At 29.8% G+C, this 24981-nt stretch carries 21 protein-coding genes; 8 read left to right on the top strand and 13 right to left on the bottom strand.

Features of this window, described 5'->3' with window-relative positions; all coding sequences use genetic code 11:
- Nucleotides 1-2: 2 nt before the first annotated feature.
- The 3 genes from IPH62_05840 to IPH62_05830 all read left to right on the top strand — a co-directional run bounded on the left by IPH62_05840 (nt 3) and on the right by IPH62_05830 (nt 2170).
- The gene (locus IPH62_05840) at nt 3-710 is read left to right on the top strand and encodes a hypothetical protein (GenBank protein ID MBK7104786.1); all 708 of its coding nucleotides are present in this window, start codon (nt 3-5) and stop codon (nt 708-710) included.
- Nucleotides 711-841: 131 nt separating this feature from the next.
- The gene (locus tag IPH62_05835) at nt 842-1411 is read left to right on the top strand and encodes a hypothetical protein (GenBank protein ID MBK7104785.1); all 570 of its coding nucleotides are present in this window, start codon (nt 842-844) and stop codon (nt 1409-1411) included.
- A gap of 15 nt (nt 1412-1426) precedes the next feature.
- Nucleotides 1427-2170: a PEGA domain-containing protein gene (locus IPH62_05830; protein MBK7104784.1), complete on the top strand. Its 744-nt coding sequence runs from the start codon at nt 1427-1429 to the stop codon at nt 2168-2170.
- 73 nt (nt 2171-2243) lie between these two features.
- Here the strand turns inward: IPH62_05830 and IPH62_05825 are convergent, their stop codons facing one another.
- Both IPH62_05825 and IPH62_05820 read right to left on the bottom strand, forming a co-directional pair.
- Complete coding sequence (locus IPH62_05825; protein ID MBK7104783.1) at nt 2244-2606, bottom strand: hypothetical protein; 363 nt, start codon at nt 2604-2606, stop codon at nt 2244-2246.
- An 8-nt stretch (nt 2607-2614) separates the two neighbouring features.
- Complete coding sequence (locus IPH62_05820; protein MBK7104782.1) at nt 2615-3292, bottom strand: hypothetical protein; 678 nt, start codon at nt 3290-3292, stop codon at nt 2615-2617.
- A gap of 134 nt (nt 3293-3426) precedes the next feature.
- Between IPH62_05820 and IPH62_05815 the strand changes: the two genes are divergently transcribed.
- From IPH62_05815 to IPH62_05805, 3 genes are all read left to right on the top strand, one after another.
- Nucleotides 3427-3858 carry an Rrf2 family transcriptional regulator gene (locus tag IPH62_05815; protein MBK7104781.1) on the top strand — a complete coding sequence of 144 codons (432 nt, stop codon included), beginning with the start codon at nt 3427-3429 and terminating at the stop codon, nt 3856-3858.
- 144 nt (nt 3859-4002) lie between these two features.
- Entirely contained in the window at nt 4003-5772 is a 1770-nt protein-coding gene (locus tag IPH62_05810) for a class I mannose-6-phosphate isomerase (protein MBK7104780.1), read from the top strand.
- A gap of 8 nt (nt 5773-5780) precedes the next feature.
- On the top strand, nt 5781-7178 hold the full coding sequence (locus tag IPH62_05805; GenBank protein ID MBK7104779.1) for a sugar porter family MFS transporter: 1398 nt from the start codon (nt 5781-5783) through the stop codon (nt 7176-7178).
- On the opposite strand, the gene IPH62_05800 is transcribed toward IPH62_05805, so the two are convergent.
- Together IPH62_05800 and IPH62_05795 are read right to left on the bottom strand one after the other, a co-directional pair.
- The gene (locus IPH62_05800) at nt 7175-8095 is read right to left on the bottom strand and encodes a DMT family transporter (protein ID MBK7104778.1); all 921 of its coding nucleotides are present in this window, start codon (nt 8093-8095) and stop codon (nt 7175-7177) included. The genes IPH62_05805 and IPH62_05800 overlap by 4 nt on opposite strands.
- Before the next feature lie 2 nt (nt 8096-8097).
- Nucleotides 8098-9186, bottom strand: a complete 1089-nt coding sequence (locus IPH62_05795; GenBank protein MBK7104777.1) for a Fic family protein — start codon at nt 9184-9186, stop codon at nt 8098-8100.
- Nucleotides 9187-9374: 188 nt separating this feature from the next.
- Between IPH62_05795 and IPH62_05790 the strand changes: the two genes are divergently transcribed.
- Both IPH62_05790 and IPH62_05785 read left to right on the top strand, forming a co-directional pair.
- A complete protein-coding gene (locus IPH62_05790; protein MBK7104776.1) occupies nt 9375-10184 on the top strand; it encodes a GyrI-like domain-containing protein in 810 nt (269 codons plus the stop codon).
- Nucleotides 10185-10214: 30 nt separating this feature from the next.
- Nucleotides 10215-10820: a GyrI-like domain-containing protein gene (locus IPH62_05785; protein MBK7104775.1), complete on the top strand. Its 606-nt coding sequence runs from the start codon at nt 10215-10217 to the stop codon at nt 10818-10820.
- Nucleotides 10821-10860: 40 nt separating this feature from the next.
- Here IPH62_05785 and IPH62_05780 read toward each other — a convergent pair whose 3' ends face one another.
- The 9 genes from IPH62_05780 to IPH62_05740 form a co-directional block, all read right to left on the bottom strand.
- Nucleotides 10861-12741: a trehalase gene (locus IPH62_05780; protein ID MBK7104774.1), complete on the bottom strand. Its 1881-nt coding sequence runs from the start codon at nt 12739-12741 to the stop codon at nt 10861-10863.
- A 45-nt stretch (nt 12742-12786) separates the two neighbouring features.
- Nucleotides 12787-14985 carry a glycoside hydrolase family 65 protein gene (locus IPH62_05775; protein ID MBK7104773.1) on the bottom strand — a complete coding sequence of 733 codons (2199 nt, stop codon included), beginning with the start codon at nt 14983-14985 and terminating at the stop codon, nt 12787-12789.
- A 98-nt stretch (nt 14986-15083) separates the two neighbouring features.
- Nucleotides 15084-16307 (bottom strand): MFS transporter, encoded by a 1224-nt coding sequence (locus tag IPH62_05770; protein MBK7104772.1) that lies wholly within the window; start codon nt 16305-16307, stop codon nt 15084-15086.
- Nucleotides 16308-16443: 136 nt separating this feature from the next.
- On the bottom strand, nt 16444-18951 hold the full coding sequence (locus IPH62_05765; GenBank protein MBK7104771.1) for a TonB-dependent receptor: 2508 nt from the start codon (nt 18949-18951) through the stop codon (nt 16444-16446).
- Between the two features lie 254 nt (nt 18952-19205).
- The gene (locus IPH62_05760; GenBank protein ID MBK7104770.1) at nt 19206-20672 is read right to left on the bottom strand and encodes a sigma-54-dependent Fis family transcriptional regulator; all 1467 of its coding nucleotides are present in this window, start codon (nt 20670-20672) and stop codon (nt 19206-19208) included.
- An 8-nt stretch (nt 20673-20680) separates the two neighbouring features.
- Entirely contained in the window at nt 20681-22138 is a 1458-nt protein-coding gene (locus IPH62_05755; protein MBK7104769.1) for an ATP-binding protein, read from the bottom strand.
- Nucleotides 22139-22152: 14 nt separating this feature from the next.
- The gene (locus IPH62_05750; GenBank protein MBK7104768.1) at nt 22153-23517 is read right to left on the bottom strand and encodes an extracellular solute-binding protein; all 1365 of its coding nucleotides are present in this window, start codon (nt 23515-23517) and stop codon (nt 22153-22155) included.
- Between the two features lie 140 nt (nt 23518-23657).
- Entirely contained in the window at nt 23658-23807 is a 150-nt protein-coding gene (locus IPH62_05745; GenBank protein MBK7104767.1) for a hypothetical protein, read from the bottom strand.
- Nucleotides 23808-24109: 302 nt separating this feature from the next.
- Nucleotides 24110-24853: a class I SAM-dependent methyltransferase gene (locus tag IPH62_05740; GenBank protein MBK7104766.1), complete on the bottom strand. Its 744-nt coding sequence runs from the start codon at nt 24851-24853 to the stop codon at nt 24110-24112.
- Between the last annotated feature and the right edge of the window lie 128 nt (nt 24854-24981).

The raw sequence follows: 24981 nt of genomic DNA, 5'->3' as shown, positions 1-24981 counted from the left end.
ATTTGAAAAAGTATAAAGATAAAACTCCCGAAGAAGTAATAAAATTAGTTACTTTAGAAATTATTGAACGCTCGATAAAATTGGGAAATAAAAAGGGAATAGAAATTTATATTTCTAAAACTTCCGGCGGAAAAGGTGTAAGTGTAAATTCTTTAAATCCCAAAACCGAAGAAGGAAAAGTAAACTTAGAAAAATTTTTAACTCCGATAAGAAGACATTATACTTTTTCCGGACTTGGATCACCGGAAGAAAAAAAATCTATTAATTGGAGAGTTTTAAATCTGCCTTTTGGAAGAAGAACTTTATTGGTATTTCAAGTTGCAATTTCTTTTTTTATGAAAGGAACAACGCTGAAAAATAAATTATACAGATGGATGGGAATTCACGTCGGCAAAGGTTCGGAAATTATGCAGTTAGTTTGGTTAGATCATTTTAGACCGGAATTAATTTTTATCGGCGAAAATACGTTAATGGGAGCGTTTACCAGATTAACCGTTCACGCTTATGAAGGCTCCGGGAAATTCAGATACGGAATTATAGAAATTGGAAATAATTGTAAACTTGGAGCCGGTACCGGAATGGGACCAATTAAAATTGAAGACAATGTTAGAACTTTACCGGGCACAACTCTTTCTCCATATTTTTCAACAATAAAAGAAGGTTCAATTGTTGGCTGGAACCCACCTAATCTTAAAGAAAATGAAGAATAATCAGTAATAAATATTTATCTAAAAGACCTCAACATCTAACTAAGAATTACTTAAATTATTTATGATTTTTCTAATTTTAAGCTTATTTTTGGATCAAATAAAAAACAAATAAACTAACAGGAGGAAACTAAATGTTAAAAGGAAGATTAACAAATAAAGGTAATAAGATTTTGTTTTTATCTTTAATTGTTATTGCAGCCATGTTGCTTGTAAGTTGTGATAAAGCAAAAGAAACAATGGATGACGCACAAAAAACAGTTGAAGAAACTGCAGATAAAGCAGGTGAAGTAACAAAAGAAGCCGTTGAAAAAGTTGAAGAGACAACAGAAAAGGTTGTTGATACGCTTGCAACAACAGTTGAAAAAGCTGCAGAAAAAGTAGAAAATGTTGTTACGGAAAAACCTTTATTGGGTGTTTGGCAGGGAAAATTGGATAGCAGATTAACAATTCTTTCAATTACTTCGCAGGAAGGAAATAATTTTTCCGGAAAAATTACAATAAATTATCGCAATCCTATAAATCAAGAAGTAAAAGGAACTTTAAATCCGGAAACAAAAGCTTTAACAATGGCTGATCAAATACACAGCAGATTTAAAGGAAAATATGCCGGTAAACTTTCTGAAGATGGAAAAACATATTCGGGAACTTTTACAACTTTAGTTGATAAAAATTCAGTCAGTTTTAATTTAGTTAAAAAATAATTATAAGGAGAATAAATGAAAAAGATTTTATTATTAGCACTATTTGTAATTTTTAGTATTTCGTTCATTTCTTGTGATGACAGTACTACAGATCCGATTGAAGAAGAAAAGGGAAATTTAATAGTTAATTCAACTCCATCCGGCGCAAAAATATTTTTAGATGGAACCGATTCAGGATTTTTAACTCCATATACATTTGCAGAAAAAGCAGTTGGAACTTATTCCGTTACTCTAAAATTAAGTAGTTATGCAGATACAACAATTAACGCTCAAGTAGTGACTAGTCAAACCGCAACTTTAAATGTTACACTAAAACCAACTTATTCTGTTTTTGGACCTGTTGAATTCTGGGAATCTTTAGATCCTAGTGCAACACACCCAAGTGGATTAAGTTTAAAATTAGGAAAAGCATTCAGTATAAGTGCATCTAATGATAGTTCTATTTATAACGATGTATATTATAATTCAGATGGTTTTATTGTTGTTAGCTCAAAAGGTAGAAATAGTATGACAAGAGAAACCTATTTTAAAATAGGAACTTCAACAAATTTAAATGATGGTGTTGATTCACCAACAAAAGATAATACTTGGGTAAAAAGTATAAGTGTTGCTGAAAGGAACTATGTATTTCTTTATGATCAAGATGGTAATTATTCCAAATTTCAAATTACTCAGGAAAATGGCGGACAACCTGGTGTTTTTGCCTCTGTGGTTGTAAAGTGGATTTACAATAAAGTTAAAGACAATAAATCATTCTAGTTTTATTTTGATTTAAAAAATTAAAGGCATGTTTTTACATGCCTTTTTTGTTTTTTAAGATTCTCTAAAAATATCACAACCAATTTTTCTTTTTAATAAAAACATAAATTCCAAATCCAACCAAAAACATTAAACCAAGCGAATAATAATATCCGTACTTCCATTCAAGTTCCGGCATATTCTTAAAATTCATTCCGTAAATTCCCGCAATAAATGTAAGAGGAATAAATATTGTAGCAATAATTGTGAGAATTTTTATCACTTTGTTTGTGCTGTTTACAATGTTGTTTTCATTAAGATTTATCAAACTCTGAATATTATCCGAAAACGAATTGTAGTATTCAATAAGTTCATTAACATGATCTTTACAATCATTAAAAAAATGATAATTATTTTTTTCCAGCAAAATATTTTCACTTTCAATTAAATCAAGAATTGCTGTTTTTAAAGGAAAAGATTTCTTCGTATAGTTTTAAATTTTGAATTCAATTCGTAAATTTTATCAATATGATTTTCGGAACGTTTGTGAATAATTAAATTTTCCAAATCGAAAAGTTCTTCTCTAATATTTTCAAAATATCTGTAGTAAGAATCAATACAAGAATCAAGCAAAGTATAGAAAAGGTAATCTGCTTTTTTATTTCGCGCACGAGCAGTTCCATTTTTAATTCTTTCAATTTTTGTTTGAAGAATATTATTCGGATTTTCCATCAGAGAAATTATAAGTCCGTCTTTTAGAATTATACAATTATGACTTGCATCGTTACTTTTCTCATCAAAACTTTTAATAATAAATGCCAGATAATCATTTCCTACTTCAAACTTTGGAATGTGATCAGTGTGAAGTGCGTCTTCAAGAAGCATTTCATTTACATTTATAATTTTGCTTAAATCTCTTATGTGCTCAATTTTTTCAAATCCGGTAATATTTAACCAATTTATTTTTGTTTGATCTTTAATCGAATCTATATTTTCAAGTTTAGTTAAATCATTTTCGGAAAAGTCAATTTTATCATATTTATATAATTTTATTTTTGTTTTTTGGGGATCAACATTTCCGATGTAAATTATTTCACCGGGCGGAAGTCCAATTTTTCTTGTAAGTTTTTTAGATTTGTTCATAAATTTTTATCTCATTCGTATTAACAAAAAGTTTTTCTCAAATACTATAAGTTTAAATAAAGAATTAAAAATAAAAATGTTATTTTTAATTTATTGTAAACTTAATTATATAAAAAGAAATTTGTGACTGAATTATGACCGTAATCTTCTCAAAAAAATGTGAACTTGCACTTCAAGCAGTTTTATTTCTCTCGATAAAAAAAGATCAGTTAATTTTTAATGCAAAAGATATTTCCGATGAATTAAAAGTACCGAAAGAATTTGTTTCTAAAATGCTGCAAACTTTAACAGAAAGCGGAATTATCGGTTCAAAAAAAGGAAAGAACGGGGGATTTTATTTAGCCCGAAGACCAAGTCAAATAAAATTGATTGAAATTGTTCACGCAATTGATGGAGATTCTGTTTTTAAAAGCTGCGTTTTGGGTTTTCCAAATTGCAGCAGCGAACATCCGTGCCCCGTGCATGATAAATGGGGAAAAATTAGAGACGACGCTTACAAAATGTTAAGTGAAGAAACTTTAGAACAGTTGAAAGAAAAGACAATTAGGAAAATACGAACGCTGTAGAAATTTAATTTTATAAATCTTTTTTTTCACCCAAATAAATTTCATAACTTTCCCAAATTCATTTTCCAATCCTAAATTTTTATGCAAAATAATAAGACATTACAAATAGAAATTCCAGATGATGAAAATCATATTGATGGAAAATTGCAAAACACAAACTGGAGAAAAACTCAACAGTATTTAATTCCCGTTGAAAAAATAGAAACGCCAAAAGGAAAGTATGATATTTATCCCTCTTTTAAAATTGATGATGGAAAAATAGTAAACGGAATTTCTGAATTAGTTGATGAAATTTCTAAACTTAAATTAATTACAATTGATGGCTACATTGGTGTTTTCTGGGAAATTTTAACCGCAAAACTTTTATCTGAATTTACAAAAAGAAATATTTCAGTTGGATTTTTTGATGTAAAAAGTGCGATGAAAGATGAAAATGAAATTAATGTAATGATTAAAAATGATTTGGGAAAATCAGATTCAATTTTTGGAAAACGCACAAATTTAAAATTGATGGATTTTTTTGACAAAGAAAAAATCAGCAAAATTGTTCCTTCAAATAATTTTGATGTAAATATAATTTATGGCTGTGGATCAAAGTTGGCAAATTGGGAAGGAATTTTATTATATCTCGATCTTCCTAAAAATGAACTTCAATTTAGAATGAGAGCACAAAGTATTACAAACTTAGGCGTAAATTCTCCGTTCGATTCTCAGCAAATGTATAAAAGATTTTATTTTATTGATTGGATTGTTTTGAACGAACACAAAAAAAATATTCTTTCCAAAATTGATTTTATAATTGATGCACAAAGACCAAACCAGCTTCTAACCTTGGGCGGAGAAGATTTCAGAAACGCACTAAACGAAATGAGTAAAAATTATTTTAGAGTTAGACCTTGGTTTGAACCCGGAGTTTGGGGCGGAAGTTGGATAAAAGATAATATTCATGGGCTTGCTAAAGATGTACCGAATTATGCATGGTCGTTTGAGTTAATTGTTCCGGAAAATGGAATTATAATTGAAAGCGATAAAAAATTGTTAGAGTTTTCTTTTGATTTTCTCATGTTTCAAGAATCAAAAAATATTTTGGGTAAGCATTCGGAAATTTACAATGAAGAATTTCCAATTCGATTTGATTTTCTTGATACTTTTGATGGTGGGAATTTATCCGTTCAGTGTCATCCCCGCATAGAATATATTAAAAATAATTTTGGCGAAATTATTACACAAGATGAATCATATTATATTCTTGATATGAAAAATAATGCGAAAGTTTATTTGGGTTTTCAAGAAAATATTAATTCCACAGAATTTAGAACAGAACTTGAAAAAAGCTTTAAAGATTCTAACCCAATTAATATTGAAAAATATGTTCAAACTCATGAAGTGAAAAAACATGATTTGCTTTTAATTCCGAATGGAACAATTCATGGATCGGGGAAAGACAATCTGGTATTAGAGATTTCCAACACTCCATATATTTTCACTTTTAAAATGTATGATTGGGTTCGCTTGGATTTAAACGGAAAACCACGACCGATAAATATTGATCACGCATTCAACAATTTATATTTTGAAAGAAAAGGTAAAATTGTAAAAGATGAATTAATTGCAAAACCTAAAATAATTTCGGAAGGAATTGATTGGAAAATTGTTCATCTTCAAACACACAAAGAACATATTTACGATGTTGAAAGATTGGAGTTTTTCTCAAATATAAATGTTGAAACAAATTATCGCTGCAATGTTTGTATGCTTGTTGAAGGCGAATCAATAATTTTAGAAACAGAAAACGGAATGAAAACAAGATTTAATTATGCGGAAACTTTTGTAATTCCGGCGGCGGCAAAATCTTATAAATTATTTAACGAAAGTGAAAATGAAGCTAAAGTTGTGAAAGCATTTTTGAAATAAGGAAAATTATGAGCAAAGAAATTTATCATGAAAATGAAAATAAATTTTATCTTTCTGTTTTGGCATTCATTGCAGCATTGGGAGGCTTTTTATTTGGATTTGATACTGCAGTAATTTCGGGAACCATTGGTTTTGTTAAAAATCAATTCTTGCTTGATGCTTTATCCGAAGGCTGGTTTGTTAGCGTTGCTTTACTTGGATGTATTTTTGGTGTTATAATTGCTGGATATTTAAGCGATAAATTCGGTAGAAAATTAGTTTTAACTCTATCTGCAATTTTATTTTCGGTTTCTGCAATCGGCTGTGCAGTTAGCGGAAATTATATGGAATTAATTATTTTCAGATTAGTCGGCGGAATAGGAATTGGCGTTGCATCAATAATTTCGCCAATGTACATTTCGGAAATTTCAATTCCAACTATGCGCGGAAAACTTATTACATTATATCAGCTTGCAATTACAATTGGAATTCTTGCTGCGTATGTTTCCAATTATTTTATTTTAGAAAATTCCTCAACTTCATTTTTAGAGGAAGGAACTTTTTTAAACTGGATTTTAAATAAAGAAATTTGGCGTGGAATGTTTGGAGTTGAAATTTTACCGGCATTTATATTTTTAGCACTTTTATTCATTGTTCCGGAATCACCCCGATATTTATTGATGAAAAACGATGTTAAAAAAGCTCACAATATTCTTTCTAAAATAATTGGCGAAATAAATGTTGAAACGGAAATTTCCGAAATTGTAAAAAGTTTTGAAATTACTTCGGTTTCATTTAACGATTTATTTCATAAAAAAATGTTGAAACCACTTTTAATAGGAATTTCTCTAGCAATGTTTTCTCAGTTCAGCGGAATAAATGCAATTATGTATTATGGAATTAAAATTCTTGGTGAAGCGGGTTTAGGCGCAAACGATGCTTTTTGGTCGCAAGTTACAATTGGAATTGTAAATGTAATTTTCACAATTGTGGCAATTTATACAATAGATAAATTTGGCAGAAAACCCTTATTAATTTGGGGAGTTTCCGGAGCTGTTATTTCTTTAATCATTGTAGGAATTTTATTTGCAATGAATATATCCTCTAGTTTATTACTGTTGATTTTTATTTTACTTTTCATTGCATGTTTTGCATTTTCGTTTGGACCAGTTGTTTGGGTAATTTTAGCAGAAATTTATCCCACCAGAATTCGCGGAAGAGCAATGGCAATAGCTACATTATCTTTGTGGGTTGCTAATTGGATTGTTGGTCAGTTCACACCATTTTTATTGGAAACAGTAAAAGCTCACGGAACATTTTGGATTTTTGCTTTAACAAGTTTTCCGGCAATTTGGGTTACGTGGAAATATGTTCCGGAAACTAAAAATAAACCTCTTGAAGAAATTGAAAAGATTTGGAATAATTAGGATTGTCTTTTAAGAATTCCATTCATATTTATTTTCTTTAATTGAACAAACAAAGCACCAATTGCGGAAATCAACATTCCAATTCCTTCTTGAAATGTTATTGTCTCACCAAGAAAAATCCATGCTAAAATTCCAATTTGAATTAACATAGTTCCGTTTATTATACTTGATTCCATTGCCGATAAATGTTGTAAAGTTAAATTCCACAATGTAAAAGCAAATGCAGTATTTACAACAGCCAACCAAATTAAATAGTAAAGATTATTCGAACTTATTGTTGGAATTCCATCTTTTAATAAACCGATAATCAACATTATAATTGCTCCAATTCCCATGCTAATAAATGTAATTACAACCGGACTAATATCTTTATTTCTATTAATATTTCTCCCAAGAATTGCCGAACCGGAATTTGCTAAAACCCCGATAAACATTACTCCAATTCCGAGTATTTCATTTTGTAAAAAATTTATTGGGAAAAAGTAAGTCAAAATTCCTACAATAAATAAAATTGCGCCAATCCATTGTAGTTTTGTAGGATTTTCATTCAGCCAAAAAATTCCCAATACAGCAACAATTATTGGTGTAAAATTCAGCATTAAACTTACGGTCACAGATGGAAGCAAAGACAATCCTAAAAATTGTGTGCCTTGCGTAAAAGTGTAGAAAACTAATCCGAGCAAAATCAATTTTTTCCATTGTGAAGAATTAAGATTTTTAATTTCATCAGAATATTTTTTCTTAAATAAAATGAATGGTAGAAAACACATGAAAGCCAATGAATAACGTAAACCCGCATAAGTAATTGGCGGAATTTCTGCTAAACCCCATTTAATTAAAATGAAAGAAGTTGACCAAAGAAAAGTAACAAGTAATGCTTGAAAAATAGAAATTATATGCGGGGATTTTTCTTTCATAATCAAACTTTGTTTTTAAGTAATTCCATTAAACTAATATTTAGATACAATTTTTCCTTTCCGACTTGTTCACTTTTTAAAAATCCTTTTTCTTCTAATTGTTTTAAGTAATTTCCGGCTGTTTTAATATTTCCTAAATTTGCTTTAACCAAACTTTCCCTTTTCAAATAAGGAAGCTTGAATAATATTTCAACTAAATCTTTTGAATATATTTTAGGAAGTTTATTTTGAATTGATTCTCCTAAACTGCCCATTAACTTTTCAATATCTGATATTTTTTTTCTATCGAATATTGATGTTTTTTCTATCATATCTAACATAAAGATTATCCATTCTTGCCAGTTATTTGTTTCGGTAACTATTCTTAGCAATTTGTAATATTTTGATTTATTTTCAATAATGTATCTACTTAGATATAATGATGGCAAATCTAATAAACTTGTTAATTTTAAATAAAGTAGAAGAATTATTCTTCCAACTCTACCATTTCCATCAAAGAAAGGATGAATTGCTTCAAACTGGTAATGGATGATTGCCAATTTTACTAATGGATCAATTTCATCTGAAGCGTTAATAAAATTTTCTAAGTTTTTTAATTTTTCCCCAATAATCTTTTCACCTTCTGGAGGGGTATAAATTATTTTATTTGTTAATGGATTTTTTAGTTTTGTGCCGGGAATGTTTCTAATTCCAGCAGTATTTTTTTTAATTATTTGAACCAATTCTATCAAAAGATTTGTCGATATAAATGGTCTTGATTTAATTTTTTCAACACCATACCACAATGCTTCTTTGTAATGTAGCACTTCTTTTATAATTGGATTTTCTATTTTTTTTTCAGTTATTGAATATTTAAAAAGTTCATCTTGGGTTGTTATAATATTCTCGATTTCCGAACTTGCTTGAGCTTCTTGCAAATTAATTGTATCTATAAACAACATAGGATTGGGCAAATTAGTTATGGCTCCTTTTAATTCAGAAAGCGCACGACTTGCAGAAATTGTTTTTTTTAAAATAGCAGAGTTTTCAATATCAACATTTGGGGGTAGTAAAGGTAGATTATTAAATGGTTTTTCCACATTAAATTGCATTCTTATCTCCTTCTTTATGAGGGCGTACTTTACTTTCGTTTTCTTAACGAAGGTAAAAATAATAAAAATACGCCCTCGTTACAAATACAAGTGTAAAATTTACTCTGCTCCAATTTAAATATTTCCTTGACTCTCCACCAAGTGTAGTGTTTATATTTGAAATGTAAGTTGATCAACTTAAGGTAAATATGAAATTTTCAATTGGTGAGTTTTCAAAAATAACTCAGCTTTCTATTAAATCTTTGCGGTTTTATCATGAAAAGGAAATTCTTGTTCCATCAGAAATTGAAGAGTTTACAAATTACAGATATTACTCGGAAGCCGATTACGAAAGGGCGAAATCAATTAAGATTTTGCGTGAATATGATTTTTCAATTCAAGAGATTAAAGAAATTTTAGAAAGTTGTAATTCGGAAACTGATTTAATTGAGCAATTAAAAATCAAACTTTCCGAAATTCAGAACAAAGTAAAAAGATATAAAGAAATATCTCAATCGATTGCAAATATAATTCAAAATGAGAAAGAGGAAAAAATGAAAACAGAAAATATTTTTGAAGTTGAAGAAAAAGAACTTGATACAATTCTGATTGCCGGTTACAGAATGAAAGGAAAATATTCCGATGTTGGTGAAGGGTTCAAAATTTTAGGGAAACATTTTGGAAGCAAAATAAATGGAAAACCTTTAACACTTTATCATGAAAACGAATACAAAGAAAATGATGCTGATTTTGAAGCCTGCGTGCCTATTAGAAAAGGCAAGGAAGCAGAAAAGATTTCCGTCCGCGAGCTAAAAGGAGGTAAGTGTGTTAGTCTTGTTCATAAAGGTAATTACGAAAGTTTATCTGATTCTTACAAAAAAATTTTTATGTACATTAATGAAAACAACTATAAATCTATGCTGCCAAGTCGCGAAGTTTATTTGAAAGGTCCGGGAATGATTTTTAACGGTAACCCAAATAATTATTTAACCGAAATACAGATTATGCTAGAAAAGTAAAAACCAAAAGTGAAAATAGGAACAAATAAGATGGATAAAATAGATTTCAAAAAAACTTTAAAGAATTTATACAACGCAAAACTAACAGAGGAAATTATTGATGTTCCCGAAATGCTATTTTTAACAATTGATGGAAAAGGAAATCCTAATACTTCCGAAGATTATAAAAATGCAGTTGAAGCACTTTTTAGTTTATCGTACACAATAAAATTTATGATTAAAAAAAATCAACAAATTGATTATGGAGTAATGCCGCTCGAAGGATTGTGGTGGGTCGATGATATGAAAAATTTCAGCATTGATAGAAAAGATGAATGGAAATGGAAAGCTATGATTATGCAGCCGGAATTTGTTTCTTCAAAAATTGTTCAAAAAGGAATTGAAGAAGTGAAAAAGAAAAAGGATTTGTCGGCAATTAATAAAATTAAATTTGCAAAATTTTGTGAGGGGAAATCAGCTCAAGTTTTACATGTTGGACCATTTTCTGAAGAAGGTACAACAATTATAAAATTGCATAAATTTATTGAAGAAAACGGTTATAAACTTTCCGGCAAACATCGTGAAATTTATTTAAGTGATATCCGAAAAGCAACTCCGGAAAAGTGGAAGACAATAATTAGACAACCGTTTGAATAATGTTTGCGGAATTTTTATTTAAAAAAGTTATTTCTGAAATTTAGAATAATTCTTCAGGTGGAATCAGATTATTTAATTTATTAATTAAATTTTCACTCAAATATTTTTGTCCAACTTTAAATGAAGCATTCATCCAGCCAAAACCTTCTTTTGTAATATAATCAAAATCGGTTCCCACATTTCCGTATTCAGCAAAAACTTTATGAGTTCGTGAAACAACATCATATTTTTCGGGAACAGTTCCATTATAATCAACTGCATTTTTTAAAATCATATAAAGCCATTTATATGCAAGACGTTCAGCAACTTTATCATAACCGTAATTTATTAATCCTTCCCAAATTAATATTTGATGAGGAGCCCAACCGTTGGGATAATCCCATTGCTTTTGTGGTCTTTCATCATTTATAGTTCCAACAGAATTTTTAGATGTTCCGGCAATTCCTCCGGCAAACTCCAATACCGGTAAGGCTTTTTTTACAATTTGATCAGCTTGATCTTGAGTTGCTAATTTTGCCCAAAGCGGATAAAACGTTGTCGCACTTTCAAAATTTGTTTGTTCGTTCTTCACAAAATTGTAATCAAAGAAAAACCCTTTTTCATTATTCCACATTAAATTATTTATAATGTTTTTTCGTTCCTCTGCTTTTTTAAACCATGTTCCACTTAATTCAATTTTCCCATCATAAGAAACAAAGTAATTACTAAACTCATTTTTAATTATTTCTGCAATATCAATTTCATATTTGTAAAGCAGTGAATTTAAATCAACAGTATTTAAGTTAGCACAAATTTTATCAAGTCTGTAAGAAGTATCATGACCAGATTCTCTTATGCTTCGATCGTGTTTAATATATTCTTCAATTTCCGGATTAATTATTTCTCGATTTAAATATTTTGAATGATATTCTCTAACTGTCATTTTAGCTTGCTCTGCATAAGGTTTCAGCATTGCGTCAAAATGATTGAGTTCTGCTTCGGGAACTAATCCAATTCCGGCTCCAAAATAACGACTTAATTTTGTTGATGTAATTTTGGGTTCATTCATCCAAACGGTTTGGTATTCTTTAATACATGCATTTAACAATTTTTCAAGCCACAAATTATTTTCAGAAGTTTTTGGCATTGAATTATAAACAAGCAAAGTTAACGACGTTAGAAACGGCGGCTGCGATCTTGTGAGATAATATGTTCTGTTTGCGTTTAATATTTTTCCATAATGTTCAATTTCATAAACAAAATTTTCTGCCATTGATTTTGCTAAATCAATTCTTCCATCAATCACTAATCCCAACGATTCGAAGTAACTATCCCATCCATACATTTCGTTAAATCTTCCGCCCGGAACAACAAAAGGAACTCCTACTAATTTATTTTCATAATTTTTTTTTAATGCTAAACCAAGAACTCCCGAATTACTATTTATTGAATAAACATATTCGGGAGTTACATGGAGGGGGAGTTGTAAAACGGTAATTTCAAAATTCTTGATTTCGGCAGCGACTTTTGTAAAATATTCAAATGCTGTTTTATCGTTATGGGGTATATATAAATTAAACTTTTTCGTTTTTGATTTTGAATCAACTAAAATTTCTTTCAAACCATCTGCATCAATTTTTCTCGTTAAGCCGTTCCAATAATAATCCTTTATCATTCTGTTCAATCTTTTCACCGGTTCTTCAAAAACATTTTCAAAATTTATTTCAGAATTTGCATTTCCTAATTCTTTTGCTAAAATAAGTTCTTGTAAAAAATTTGAAAGAAAATAAGCTCCTTTTATTTCAACACTTTTACCATCAATTGAAATTGCATTAAATAATTTTGGACCTTTATCCTCAATTGTAATTTTATTATCATGATCCGTATCTTCTTGTGCAATAAGTCGATTTATTGTTTCAACAATGTTAAAAGTTAGTTTCATAAAAATTATTTTGTAAAAATTTGCTAAAAAATTTTGTTATAAACTTTAACGAACAATTTTTTCTAATTTATTTTTTTCAATTACGATATCACATTTTTGATTATTAATTGTAAAATTTTTCAGTGTAAGTTTTTTAACTTTTTCAGGAAGCATAGGTTTATATTTTTCCACAATTCCTTCATCTGTAATTCTTAATCCGGTATATCCAAAAATTACTTGTTGAAGAAATGAACCGGCGCCGGTCAAAAAGTTTACGGATTTATTTTGATGTGTTTCTGAAAGAACATTGAATGGAGGTTTTAAATATCCTTTTAAAGTTTTATTAATTGTTAAATTAAGCAGTGAATCATTTCCCAGCTCAGCAGCAATAATTGAAAGAAAATTAATTCCCATCATTGCACCGGCACCATTAACTTCTAAACTTTTTACTGCATGCACTAAATCATTTCGCTTAGTATTTTCCGTCATTGGAATTCGCAAAGGATAATCCAATAGGTTTACAACGCTTGACCACAATTTTGATGTGCCTTCTCCGGCATTAGCATTTTCATACATTGGGTGAAACTCTTTTTCTGAATCGAAAGGGATAAACATTTTATCACTTACTTTTTTCCATTCCGGATTTATTTGCAAATTCAGAAGTTCAGAAATCTTAACGGCTAAATCTAGATTTATTTTTGCAATTGAATTCGTGTAAGTTTCATTATTAACATCTTTTTCAGATTCGCTCACAGATATAATATTATGAATTTCATATCGATCTTTATCAGCATTGAAAGTAACTCTGGATAACCAAAAATCAGCAGTTTGTCTAATAATTTCAGCACCGAAATTACTGATGTAACTTGTATCTTTTGTTGCACAAAAATACTGCCATTGTGCAAAAGCAACATCTCCAACTATATGATTTTCTTTAACTGCATTTTGATAAGCAAAAAAAGGAGTTGTTTCTTTTCCGATTTCATCGGATTCCCAAGGATACATTGCTCCTTTGTAATTATTGATTTTTGCATTTTCAATTGCGTTTTGAAGTGTGCGATATCTAAAAGCAACAAGTGACTTTGCAATTTCGGGATGCATTAACAAAATTGGGGGAAACATATAAATATCAGAATCCCAAAAAATATGTCCGAAATAACCCGAAGTAGATAAACCCATTGCCGGTATTCCGAAATTTGTATTTGCCTCTGCGCTGCAAAGCAAATAGAATATCATTGAGTGGATAATTTTCTGAAGATCGTTGTCGCCTTCAATTACAATATCTGTTTGCCATAAATTATTCCATTCTGATTTGTGATTTACAAATAATTTTTCGTATCCAAATTCTCTTGAATTATCAAGAATATTAATAGCTTCATGAATCAAATTATTATCTGTTTCAAATTCCGGAACAAGCGAGACAAGTTTGTAAAAAGTATATTTTTTTCCGACTTCAGTTTTAAATTTAAATTCTGTTGAAACTGAGGTTGAAGTTTTTAAAATTTCTGTTTGATAATTAACATCTTCAAAATTCTTAGAAAATATTTCTGAAGCAATCCCCACTTTTGTATTTCTGCCTTCACTTTGAACCAAAGCCCAAAGTTTTGCACCGTAATTATTTTTTATGCCGTCAATTTCTGTTACTTTAACAAAACCCGGATACCAAAAATTTGGCCATTCACCATCCGGAGTTGGTTTTAGTTTTTCGTATTTATCGATTGTTGCAAGATCTTCTCTTTGTGGTTTTTGTCTTTGTTTTATCGGGAATATTATTTTTATCTCTTCTGAAAAATTTGCAATAAATTCAAATTTTATAACGGCAAGATTTTTATTACTTCTTGAGACAAATGCAACAATATCAAATTCTGTAATTTTATTTGATGATGAATTCCAACTATAACTGGTATGCAGTAATCCGTTTTGCATATCTAAAGTTTGATTATAGTTAGAAATATTTTCGGAGTTTATATCAGAATCATTTAACCAATTTTTTCCATCAAAATAATTAATTTCATTCCACTCCGGAAGAGCGGCAATTCTCGGGATATCATTTTCACCTTCGTCATATAAATTTATCATATAAGATTCTGTTGGTTTTGTGCCAAGCTGAGAAGAGGATATGCTGAAATGTCCGTTACCGATGTAAGTCGGATAATAAGTTTCTGTTTTTCCAGTTGATAATAAGAAGGTATTTTCTTGAGAAAAATTAGATGAAGAAATTAGGAAGAAAAAAAGTAAATAAAATGTTAATAAATTTTTATTCATAAATAGCTTCCAAGTGAAAATTAAATTATGAAAACCAGCAAACCTATATCTATATTGAACAATTTGAATATTGATTAAATTATTTTTTACTCAACATACTATAATGTATGATGCTCAACTCCAAAGTTATCTGATAATTTTTTATAAGGAATTAACATAAATGCCAATAGGGTAATTGGGATTAATGGAAAAAAGAATGCATTATGCACGCTGAAATTTTGTGAAAAAAATCCAATAATCATTGAACCCGAACTTCCGCCTAAGGCAGAAAATATAATTATTAATCCGGTCATTGAGCTGTGTTTACTTTTTTCAAGTTTACTTAAAACAATTGAACAAATTGTTGGATAAATTGGACCGAGAAAAAATCCAACCAAAGAAAAAATAAAAGCCAAAGGCGAAGCGTGATACCAATTTTTATGTTCGACTGATGTAAAATCCATAGTTTGAAAAAGTACAATAAACGTTAATAAAAATGCTCCAACTAAATAAATAAGTTGGATAGTTAACCAAGAATATTTTTTTGATAAATAACCGGCAAAAAATCTGCTTATTGCAATTGAGCCGGCATAAAAACTTAAGAAAGATGCAGATTGCGCTTGTGACAATTTGAAAATTTCTCTATTAAATGTTGGAAGCCAAGTTCCGAAACTTTGCTCAATCATTACATATAAAAATGCACTTATTATAAATACCCAAACCATAGGATATTTTAATAGCGAAAACATTTTAACAAAATTTGAATCTTTTGCTTCTTCGTGTACGACACTTTCATCAAATTCTGTAAATAACATCAAGATGAGAGATAAAAAAGTTAAAACTGCGATAACCCAATATGTATTATTCCAATGATTTAAACTTATCATTAATGAAAAAATTAACGGACCAGTAAGTGATCCGGTCATAAATACACCTTCGAGTGTATTCATAAAACTTGTGTGTTCTTGTTGATTTTTTGTAATCAATCCGACTGTTGAATAAACCGAAACTTTCATAAGCGCAAAACTTGAACCGGTGATCATATATAAAATTGGAACCGACCAATATTCGGTAATTGAGGCAATTAGCATACACCCAAATGTGAGTGCGATGAGTCCATAAATTAAAGTTTTTCTATAACCGAATTTAGGGACAAATGAAGCCAGAACAAACGATACAAACATTATTGAAAGATCTTTAAAAGCTTCCAAAGTTCCTGCTGTTAATCGACTTACATTATAATCTTCAATTACTTGTGCAATTACAATTCCGACCGTATTTAGAAGAATAGCAAGGACGAAATAACTTAGAAAAAGTGAGATTTTGATTTTCCATTTTGACATATGAGGTGATCCGCAAGATTATGTAATTTGCAGTACAGACAATTCCTTATGTATGGAAGTTGTCTGCACTACAGTTTTACATTTTACAAAACATTATTTAATTTTTTCCAAAAATTAGACATAGTCAATTCGCAAATTAAAAATCTACACTAATTGCAAATTGTAATGATCTGCCAAAAAGAGGGCGACCATTTTTAGATAAAGGATCACGAGGATCACCTTCAGTTAAACCTTCGGAACCTGTTAAGTTGTCTCCACTAATATTAAATGTAATTCCACTTGCTGTTTTAAGATTTACGCCAAGATCTAATTTAGTATATGAATCTAATTCATAACTATTTTGTCTATCACTCCATCTCGAACCAACAAATCTAAATGCTCCGTATAATGATGCTTCTAAATTTTCTTTTAATTGAAAATCATAACTTGGTGCAATACGGAACTGTGCTGCTGGTTGACGCCAAATTTCTTTATCAACTGCTGCAGCATCGCTTGATTCGGTAATTTTTCCACTTTGTATTGTTCCGGTTAAAAGAACTTTAAAATTGTTAATTGCTAATGCACCGTCTATTTCAGTACCAAATGTTCTTGTTTTTAATAATGCGGCTGAGAAAACTGAACCAACACCGCCATCATAAATTTCAACTGTATTTAAGAAACCAGTTAGGAATAAGCTGAATATACTGTGTTCATATTTCAAACCTAATTCGAATTGATTAAAAACACTTGAAGATATTGTTCCGTCTCTTAAATCGCCATCAGTTAAATTATAATTGTTACCTTCTCTGATGTTATCAAAATTAGGATAAAACAAACCTTTTGAACCGCGAACGAAAACTCCTAAATCTGTATTGACAGCATAATTTATTGCTGCTGTTCCAGCCCAGTCATTACCATTTAGCGAAGCAGTTAAATCAGTAATTCCATCCGGATTACCACCATGATCTAATGTAAAATTGAGATTAAAGAAATGATATCTTGCACCAAGATCTAATCTTAGTTTTTCATTTATCTGCCATGTATCACCGGCGTAAAGCGCGAATACTCTGGCATCTCCGGCTTCATTCAATCCGTAATTCCAACTTCCCGCAACACTATCAGCAGGAACTCCGGCAATAACATCGCCATTTGCAACATCATTAACCAGAATATGATTTCCAAGTGTCCAGAAATCATTTGTTGTCCAATATGCTTGATATGCGCCAATTGTAAGATCGTGTTGTTCTATTTGTTTAGTTAAACTGATATCATTAGTGAAAGATTCCATTTGTTTTTGAACTACCCAACTTCCATAACTTTGAACATAACCTGAAGTAAGAGTTTGTCCACCAACGGTTTTAACCGCAGCGCCACCTAACTTACTGCTTAAAGCGCTAACACTCATTGGATTTCCATTCGGAACAAATCCATATGTATCCGCATCTCCGCTAGTATATGAAAGATTATCACGGACTGTCCAGCCATCACCTAAACTATAATCAAAATTTAACCCACTTATAGTACCTTTCCAACCTCTGCCGTTTGAGAAGTCAAAATTTGCACTATCTCCTTGTGCATTGATTTGTAAAGTTCTATAACGAGTTGCATTTCCAAGCGGTGAATAAGTTCCAAGATCATTACCAGTTCCTAAAGCCATTGGTAAAATCCACTGCCCATGGTCATCGGTAAGTCTTGAAAATACATTTAAAACACCCTTATCATAAACTTTTGTAAGTTGTAAAGTAAACTGCTGTCCGTTTTCCGAATTAAATTGAGTATTTCTAATACCTGGAGAAGTTCTAAAATATCCACCTACCATGAAATATAATTTTTCTCCTAATGGACCACTTAATACAGCATCCACTCTTTGTTGGCTATAATCTGAAGTAGTATATTTTACCCTTCCTTCAGTAATATCGGTTCCTTTTTTCAAATTGAAGTTTGTCGTTAAACCAGGTTCACCGTTTGAAAATACAGAGCTCGGTCCGCCTCTTACAGCTTCTGTTGAAGCAATTGTTTCATCAATTCTAAATATTGTGCTTTGCTCAAAGAAGGATAGAGTTTGAGTTCCATAAAGAGGAGCTCCGTTAAGGGAAAAAGTTACAAATGGAGCATCACCGCCGGAAGGCAAACCTCTAACCATAATGTTTGCACCTGCAACTCCACCGGTACTTTCCGACCAAACACCAGGTACTAAATCTAAAGCTGCGGCAGTGCTTTGGGGGGATAATTTTTCCAAAGCTGCCGGAGATATTGTTGTAATTGCAAAACTGGCATCTTTCTTTTTAACACCCGAGCCACCAGCCGTTCCGGTAATTACAACTCCTTCCATCTGTAAAACGTCTTCAGAAAGACTAAAATCACGAGTTGTTGTTGTGCCGGCAGTAACAGTAATGTTTGTGTAAGTTTCACGATAACCAATTACGGAAACTTTAAGAATATAGCTTCCGGCAGAAATTTTTTCAATAGAATAAATGCCATTTATATCAGAAGCAGCGCCAATAGTTGTTTCCTGAATAACAATATTTGCAAATGGAATAGCGACTCCTTTTGTGTCGGTAATTTTACCTAAAACACTTCCGGTATTCTGACCAAACAGTAAAAATGGCAGAAATGCAAATAGCAAAAACAAAACGTAAAATTTGATGTAATTTTTTTCCCTCATGTTGTAACTCCTTTTAGATTGTGACATATTTAGATAGAAAATAAAACAAGATATCTCATATAGTTTTTTAATAAATTTCAGCCAAGATATGTGCCAGAAAGTTTTGTTTTTAGAATAAAATGAAAAATCACTTTAAAATTGATTTATTGTATTTTGCAAAGGAATTATTTACTCCGAAAGGAAAAAAATAAGCCACAATATCTTAAAATGTTATCAACAACATAACGCAGTTATCAAATTTATAACCAATAAATTTATTTAAATCCCAATTCTTTACATAAACGGTGAAAATTTGATCGGGCTAATCCTAATTTATGTGCGGCTTCAGAATCTGTCCGGCTATTATTTCTAACAAATTGCACAAACTTTTTTTTGAATTCAAATTCTGCTTCTTTTAATTGAGGAATGTCTTCTTTCGAATAAAGCGGTAAAGTATATCCTCCAAATGCAGACTGTGTTTTAATTCCTAATGCAGCTTCAACTTCATCTATGTATATACTGCTAGTGTTCATCAAAATCAAGCGTTGAACAACATTTTTAAGCTGCCTAATGTTTCCAGGCCAATGAAAATCTGTTAAAAATTTTAAAGCTTCTTCAGAAATTTTAGGAGGATAAACATGAAATTCATTACAAGTTTTATCAATAAAATTAAATAACAGCAAAGTGATATCGTCTTTGCGGTCACGTAGTGGAACTAAATTAATATTTAGTATATTAAGTCTATAATACAAATCTTCCCTAAACTGTTTTTCTCGCATTAATAGTTCGATGTTTTTATTTGTTGCCGCAATAACTCTAACATTAACTCCGTAACTTTTTTTCCTTCCAATTTTATCTAATTCGCCATTTTCAAGAACGCGTAATAATTTAGCCTGCGCCATTAATGGTAGTTCACTTATTTCATCTAAAAAAATTGTTCCATTATTTGCTTGTTCAAACAATCCCGGTTTTTCATCTTTTGCATCTGTGAAAGAACCTTTCTCATATCCAAAAAGTTCGCTTTCTATTAAATCGTTTGGAATTGCCGAACAATTTACCGGAACGAAGTTTTCAAATTTTCTTTGACTCACATAATGAATATTTCTTGCAACTAATTCTTTTCCTGTCCCGGATTCTCCAATTATCAAAACAGTTGCTTCAGTTTTTGCATAAGTTTCAATCGACCTTTTTATCGATTTCATTGCGTTAGATTCACCAATTAACGTGTATCTATTTAACATTTTTTCAATATTATTCTGAAGTTTAGATTGTGAATTGGTATGCTCTTTTCGCAAAATTTCTTTTTCAATTTCCAGTTTTCGTTTTTCATAAGCATTTTTAATTGCCAGAACGAAATCGGTCGGCTGATAAATAAAATCTATATCAGTTGGATTTTTTGTTCCAAACCAAGAAGCACCGCTTTCAATTAGCTGAGTTGCAAATTTTAAATCGGATTGGTTAATTGTCATTTTAGTAATAACAATTACCTGTATTGTGTGATCAATTTTTTTGATTTCTTCAATTAATTCTTCACCGTGAAGTCCGCCCGAAATTTGGTAATCAAGAATTATAACATCAAATAAATGTTTATTTTCAGTAATTACTTTTAGAGTATCCTTTCCCGAAGAAACAATTTCTTTAATGCTCATTATTTCTTCAAAAGGTTGAAGTGTAATTTGAATTCGTTTTACATCAAATGCTTCGTCTTCAACAATAAGTATGTTAATTTTATTATCCGTCATAAGAAATTTTAGTTATTAGGAATTTGAATTAAAATAACTGCGCCATTATTATTATATGCATCAATTTTCATTCCGCAGCGTTTACAATTTTCATAAGCAATATAACAGCCGTAACCAGAATTTTGAGCTTTTATTTTTGTTGTTACTTTTTCTAAAAATAATTTTTTAATTCCGGTATCATCAGTCTGAAAAACATTTTCATCAAATCCGTTTCCATCATCACTAATGTAAACATTTGAAAAATTTTCGTTCGGCAAATATTTTGTTTCAATAGAAATAATAACATCATTATTTTTATTATGATCTATGCTATTTTGAATTAGAGGTTCAATAATTTCCCAAATTACATATTCATTAATGTGAAGAATTGGGAACGCCTTATCAAGATTAAGGTTAAAACTAAATTGTTTGTTTTCCTTATATACTCTCGTAAAGATATTATCTACAAGAAATTGTATTACCGAATTAATATTTGTTTTAAAACTAACATTACGAATTACACTTATCGGAGGATTAAAATTTTTCATATCATAAACAACTCTTCCAACAAAATTTGCATACTTAACAATTTGATTTTTAACTTTTTCAAAATTAGATTCTGTCAATTCTAAAACATCTTGTTTAATAAAACCCATAATTTTTTCAGCTTTGTGCTGAGCGTGATAAATTCTTTTTGTGAATAACACTTCTTTTTCTTCTTCAATTTTTTGAGTTAGAAATCTTTCTCTTTGTTGATAAAGTTCAAATTGCATTTGATCTCTTTCACGAACGAGGAAATTTGTAATCAAAAACATTAATAAAATGCTGAATAGAATTAATGCCGAAAATAAAGCTCCGGTTTGATCTGATGAACTTGTAATTACTTTCATCATATCTGAAAAATCCGGTTTTATTTTCATATAAACCGAGCCAACTACTTCACCCTTAATTGAAAAGGGAACAAGAACGTGAAAAACTTGAGATGATTCTTTTTGATTTAAAACGGTTTCGTTCTTAAATAAATTCTCACTGGAATTTATAAAGAGTTGTTTTGCCTGCATTCTGTAAGAGCCGCTTTTTTTAAGACTGGTATGATGAATAACATAATTGTAAAGTTCACGTCCATCATCAATATCTATAACATTGTTACCATCATAAAACAAAAGACAAATATCTTCAATATTTTTTTGTAAACGCTGCTGACTTAAAATAAAATCCAAAGCTTCAACAATTTGAGAATAGTTCAAATTATTTTCTGAAGTAACACTGCTGCTCTGCATTAATAATTCCAGTGAAGTTGTCGTTAAATCGGCAATTCTTTCGGCGGTATCCCAACGATAAATATCAACGGATTTTCCGATAAGATTTTGTGTGGAACGAGTATTTATATAAGATAACGTAATTTGTGAAATACTGATGATGATTATCAGAATAATGAAATGATAAAACTCAAACCGGTATTTCCTAATTCTGTTGAGTAAATTCATAGAATTACCAAATTTTATTTTTTGTTATTTGTTACATTCAAGCTTAATTCAATTTGAGCTTGAGCTGTTTTTAGTGCTTCTTCAACCGATAACTCTTTCTTTAAAGCTTTATTTAAGTAAAGCGAAAGTATATCGGAAATTTTAGTGTAGTTGTAATCCGAAGGTCTGTGTAAACCATTTTTAATTATAGTTTTAAATTCACCAAGTTTGGGATATTTTTTAATCAAATCTTCATTATTATAAAATGATTTTAAGATGGGCAAATAAGAACCTGAGGTATAATTCAATTCTTGCATTTCTTGAGTTAACACAAACTTAATAAAAGTAACGGCTTCTTCTTTTACCGATGAATAACTTGAAAGAACAAAATTCCATCCTCCAATTGTAGATGTTGAAACACTGTTTGAGTTTCTCGGGAGCGGTGCTTCTTCCAGCAAATTTAATTTACTCGTTGTTCGGGATACTAAATTTGAATATTTAAAAGTTGTTGGCCAACCCCGAAAAAAAGGGATATCGTTTTTCAGAGCATATTCAAAAGATCTTCCTTCATCAAAACTTGTTATAATTTGCGGAGAAATTTTGTATTTATAAATTAGATCAACTAGTCTTTGAGTTGCTTCAATACTGTAAATATTGTTAACGTTAAACACATTGTTCTTATAAATATTTTCCGACTTATTTCCAAGAATTTCAATGAAGTTACAAATCAAACCTTCATACGCATCGCCTTGAAAGACATATAAAAACTCTTTATTAAGATTTTCTTTTTTTAACGAAATAATTTCTTCCCAAGTAATTCCGTTTTTTAATTTATGTTCTATCTCGCCTGAATTTTTAAGTTGTGAAATCAAATCTTTACGAAAGTACAAAACGCCGACATCTATAAAAAATGGAATTGCATATAAAGTGTCATTAACAAAACAAGTTGTTAGAGCTTGCGGCAATAAATCATTTAATTCTTTTTGAGAAAAATGAGTTTGGATAGGCTCTGCCCATTTAGCAAAACGTGGAACCCAAATTTGATCAACTGCAAAAATATCAATTCTGCTGTTTCTACTGCGAAGTGTTCTGGTAATTAATTCTTTGCGTTTGTTTGTCGTAAATTTTAAAGTGGGGATATCAACAGGTATAACTTCAATTTTGCCTTTATATTTTTTATTAAACAGATTTATCAAATCTGTGTGGGCTTTTGTAATATTATCTGCAAAATAAACTTTGGCAATTTTGTCTTCAACAAATTCATTTTGAAATGGAAATAGATAAAATATTACAGAAACAAATATTGCAATTAAGATTAAAAAATATATTAACCAATTTGGAATATTACTTCCGGTATTAGAATGTGAATTAGTGTTTCGTGTAATATGAAATGGGTTCATTCTTAATTTTACTTTTTAATTAAAACTTACAAACATTGAGCCAATGAAACAAGGCTCTATTCATTTAGTTAAAACAAAAAAGTTTGATTAAAAATTTTTTTACAACATTTAATTTTAACAATATCATTTATAGAAGTCTTTCACCAAATGGGAATTTCAATATCTCTTTGTAAAACAGCACCATTGCCAATTACTTTTGTAATTTGTAGTTGTGCATTTGTATCATTGATGATTGCATTGATGAAGAATAATGTTAGTATGATAATGAAGAACTTTCTAATAAGTTTCATTTAATTGACCCTGGAATGAAATTTGAGTATTTACATTTCGTAAAAATTATAATGCTAAGTTTAGCAAGAATTGCTGAAATTTGAAATTTAAAAAATCTATTGAGATTTCTGAAATATTATAATTTATTTTGAATATCGATCGAACGACGGTGAGGAGTTTATACTCTTATTGATTCTTACTCAAGACTACAACTTGTAAGTGCCTGGGAATTACAATAATTTTCTTCAAATATTTCACTAAGTTAAAAAATAGCACAAATGTCTATAATTAAAAGTTCGTTCATGGCCACGAATCTTTGCATTTATCTAATAACTTCCTCTTTATTTAGTAAAACTATTAAATCCTTCGATTTCCTTTCTTCATAATCTTCCAACCAAATATTACCAAAGAATGAAATTAACAATTCATTTTCCTGTGCAATCTTTTTGAAATCTGTTATGGTATGGGGATAAATTTTAGTTTCTATTGTAAAAGTTGCGCACTTAATTTTGTTTTCTATTTCAATTATAAATTTTAGATGGGAATTGTAGGTTTGATATTTTCGAATAATCAATAATTCCTCATTTTCAAATTTATTTAGAATGTAATCTTCATTTTGAGGAATTGCAAAAAAGTTAATAATCTGAATTAATATTTTTCCTTTTTCATTTAACAATAATTTTAAATTGAAAAACAAATTCTTTAAATCATCATAAGATAAATTTGCTAAAGTATTTCCCAGAGAAATTATAAAATCAAAATTATTATCAAAATTAATTTTTGTTAAATCTGATTTGATAAAATTAATTTCACAATTATATTTTTTAGAATTTTCCTTAGCAATTTTTATCATTTCTTCAGAATTATCAATTGCTGTAACTTTTAATCCTAGTTGAGAAAGCGCAATAGAATCAACGCCGGTTCCGCAACCTAAATCTAAAGCTGATTTAAAATTTGGTTCGATAAATTTTTTAAGATTCTCAGTTTTATTTTTTAGAGAATTTTCAAAATTTATCATCAAATCATAATTTGATGAAAGTGTGTTATAAAATTCTGAATTGTTCATAATATTTTTAGAAGCAATCTTTTAATTTTTGTCATGTCGAATCGTTTTTTGATGAGATATCTCAAATCCGAAAATATTTTGCTTATGAGATTTCTCTCCCGATTAAAATCTTCGGGCTCAAAATGACT

It is taken from the genome of Ignavibacteriota bacterium (assembly GCA_016708125.1).
In the GTDB taxonomy this organism is placed as follows: domain Bacteria; phylum Bacteroidota; class Ignavibacteria; order Ignavibacteriales; family Melioribacteraceae.
This window is presented reverse-complemented; position numbering and strand designations above follow the sequence as displayed.

Excerpts from the sequence above, each read along its gene's own strand:
- IPH62_05835 (MBK7104785.1), top strand. The coding sequence starts at position 842 with ATGTTAAAAGGAAGATTAACAAATAAAGGTAATAAGATTTTGTTTTTA.
- IPH62_05830 (MBK7104784.1), top strand. The coding sequence starts at position 1,427 with ATGAAAAAGATTTTATTATTAGCACTATTTGTAATTTTTAGTATTTCG.
- IPH62_05820 (MBK7104782.1), bottom strand. The coding sequence starts at position 3,292 with ATGAACAAATCTAAAAAACTTACAAGAAAAATTGGACTTCCGCCCGGT.
- IPH62_05815 (MBK7104781.1), top strand. The coding sequence starts at position 3,427 with ATGACCGTAATCTTCTCAAAAAAATGTGAACTTGCACTTCAAGCAGTT.
- IPH62_05805 (MBK7104779.1), top strand. The coding sequence starts at position 5,781 with ATGAGCAAAGAAATTTATCATGAAAATGAAAATAAATTTTATCTTTCT.
- IPH62_05800 (MBK7104778.1), bottom strand. The coding sequence starts at position 8,095 with ATGAAAGAAAAATCCCCGCATATAATTTCTATTTTTCAAGCATTACTT.
- IPH62_05795 (MBK7104777.1), bottom strand. The coding sequence starts at position 9,186 with ATGCAATTTAATGTGGAAAAACCATTTAATAATCTACCTTTACTACCC.
- IPH62_05790 (MBK7104776.1), top strand. The coding sequence starts at position 9,375 with ATGAAATTTTCAATTGGTGAGTTTTCAAAAATAACTCAGCTTTCTATT.
- IPH62_05785 (MBK7104775.1), top strand. The coding sequence starts at position 10,215 with ATGGATAAAATAGATTTCAAAAAAACTTTAAAGAATTTATACAACGCA.
- IPH62_05780 (MBK7104774.1), bottom strand. The coding sequence starts at position 12,741 with ATGAAACTAACTTTTAACATTGTTGAAACAATAAATCGACTTATTGCA.
- IPH62_05775 (MBK7104773.1), bottom strand. The coding sequence starts at position 14,985 with ATGAATAAAAATTTATTAACATTTTATTTACTTTTTTTCTTCCTAATT.
- IPH62_05770 (MBK7104772.1), bottom strand. The coding sequence starts at position 16,307 with ATGTCAAAATGGAAAATCAAAATCTCACTTTTTCTAAGTTATTTCGTC.
- IPH62_05765 (MBK7104771.1), bottom strand. The coding sequence starts at position 18,951 with ATGAGGGAAAAAAATTACATCAAATTTTACGTTTTGTTTTTGCTATTT.
- IPH62_05760 (MBK7104770.1), bottom strand. The coding sequence starts at position 20,672 with ATGACGGATAATAAAATTAACATACTTATTGTTGAAGACGAAGCATTT.
- IPH62_05755 (MBK7104769.1), bottom strand. The coding sequence starts at position 22,138 with ATGAATTTACTCAACAGAATTAGGAAATACCGGTTTGAGTTTTATCAT.
- IPH62_05750 (MBK7104768.1), bottom strand. The coding sequence starts at position 23,517 with ATGAACCCATTTCATATTACACGAAACACTAATTCACATTCTAATACC.
- IPH62_05745 (MBK7104767.1), bottom strand. The coding sequence starts at position 23,807 with ATGAAACTTATTAGAAAGTTCTTCATTATCATACTAACATTATTCTTC.
- IPH62_05740 (MBK7104766.1), bottom strand. The coding sequence starts at position 24,853 with ATGAACAATTCAGAATTTTATAACACACTTTCATCAAATTATGATTTG.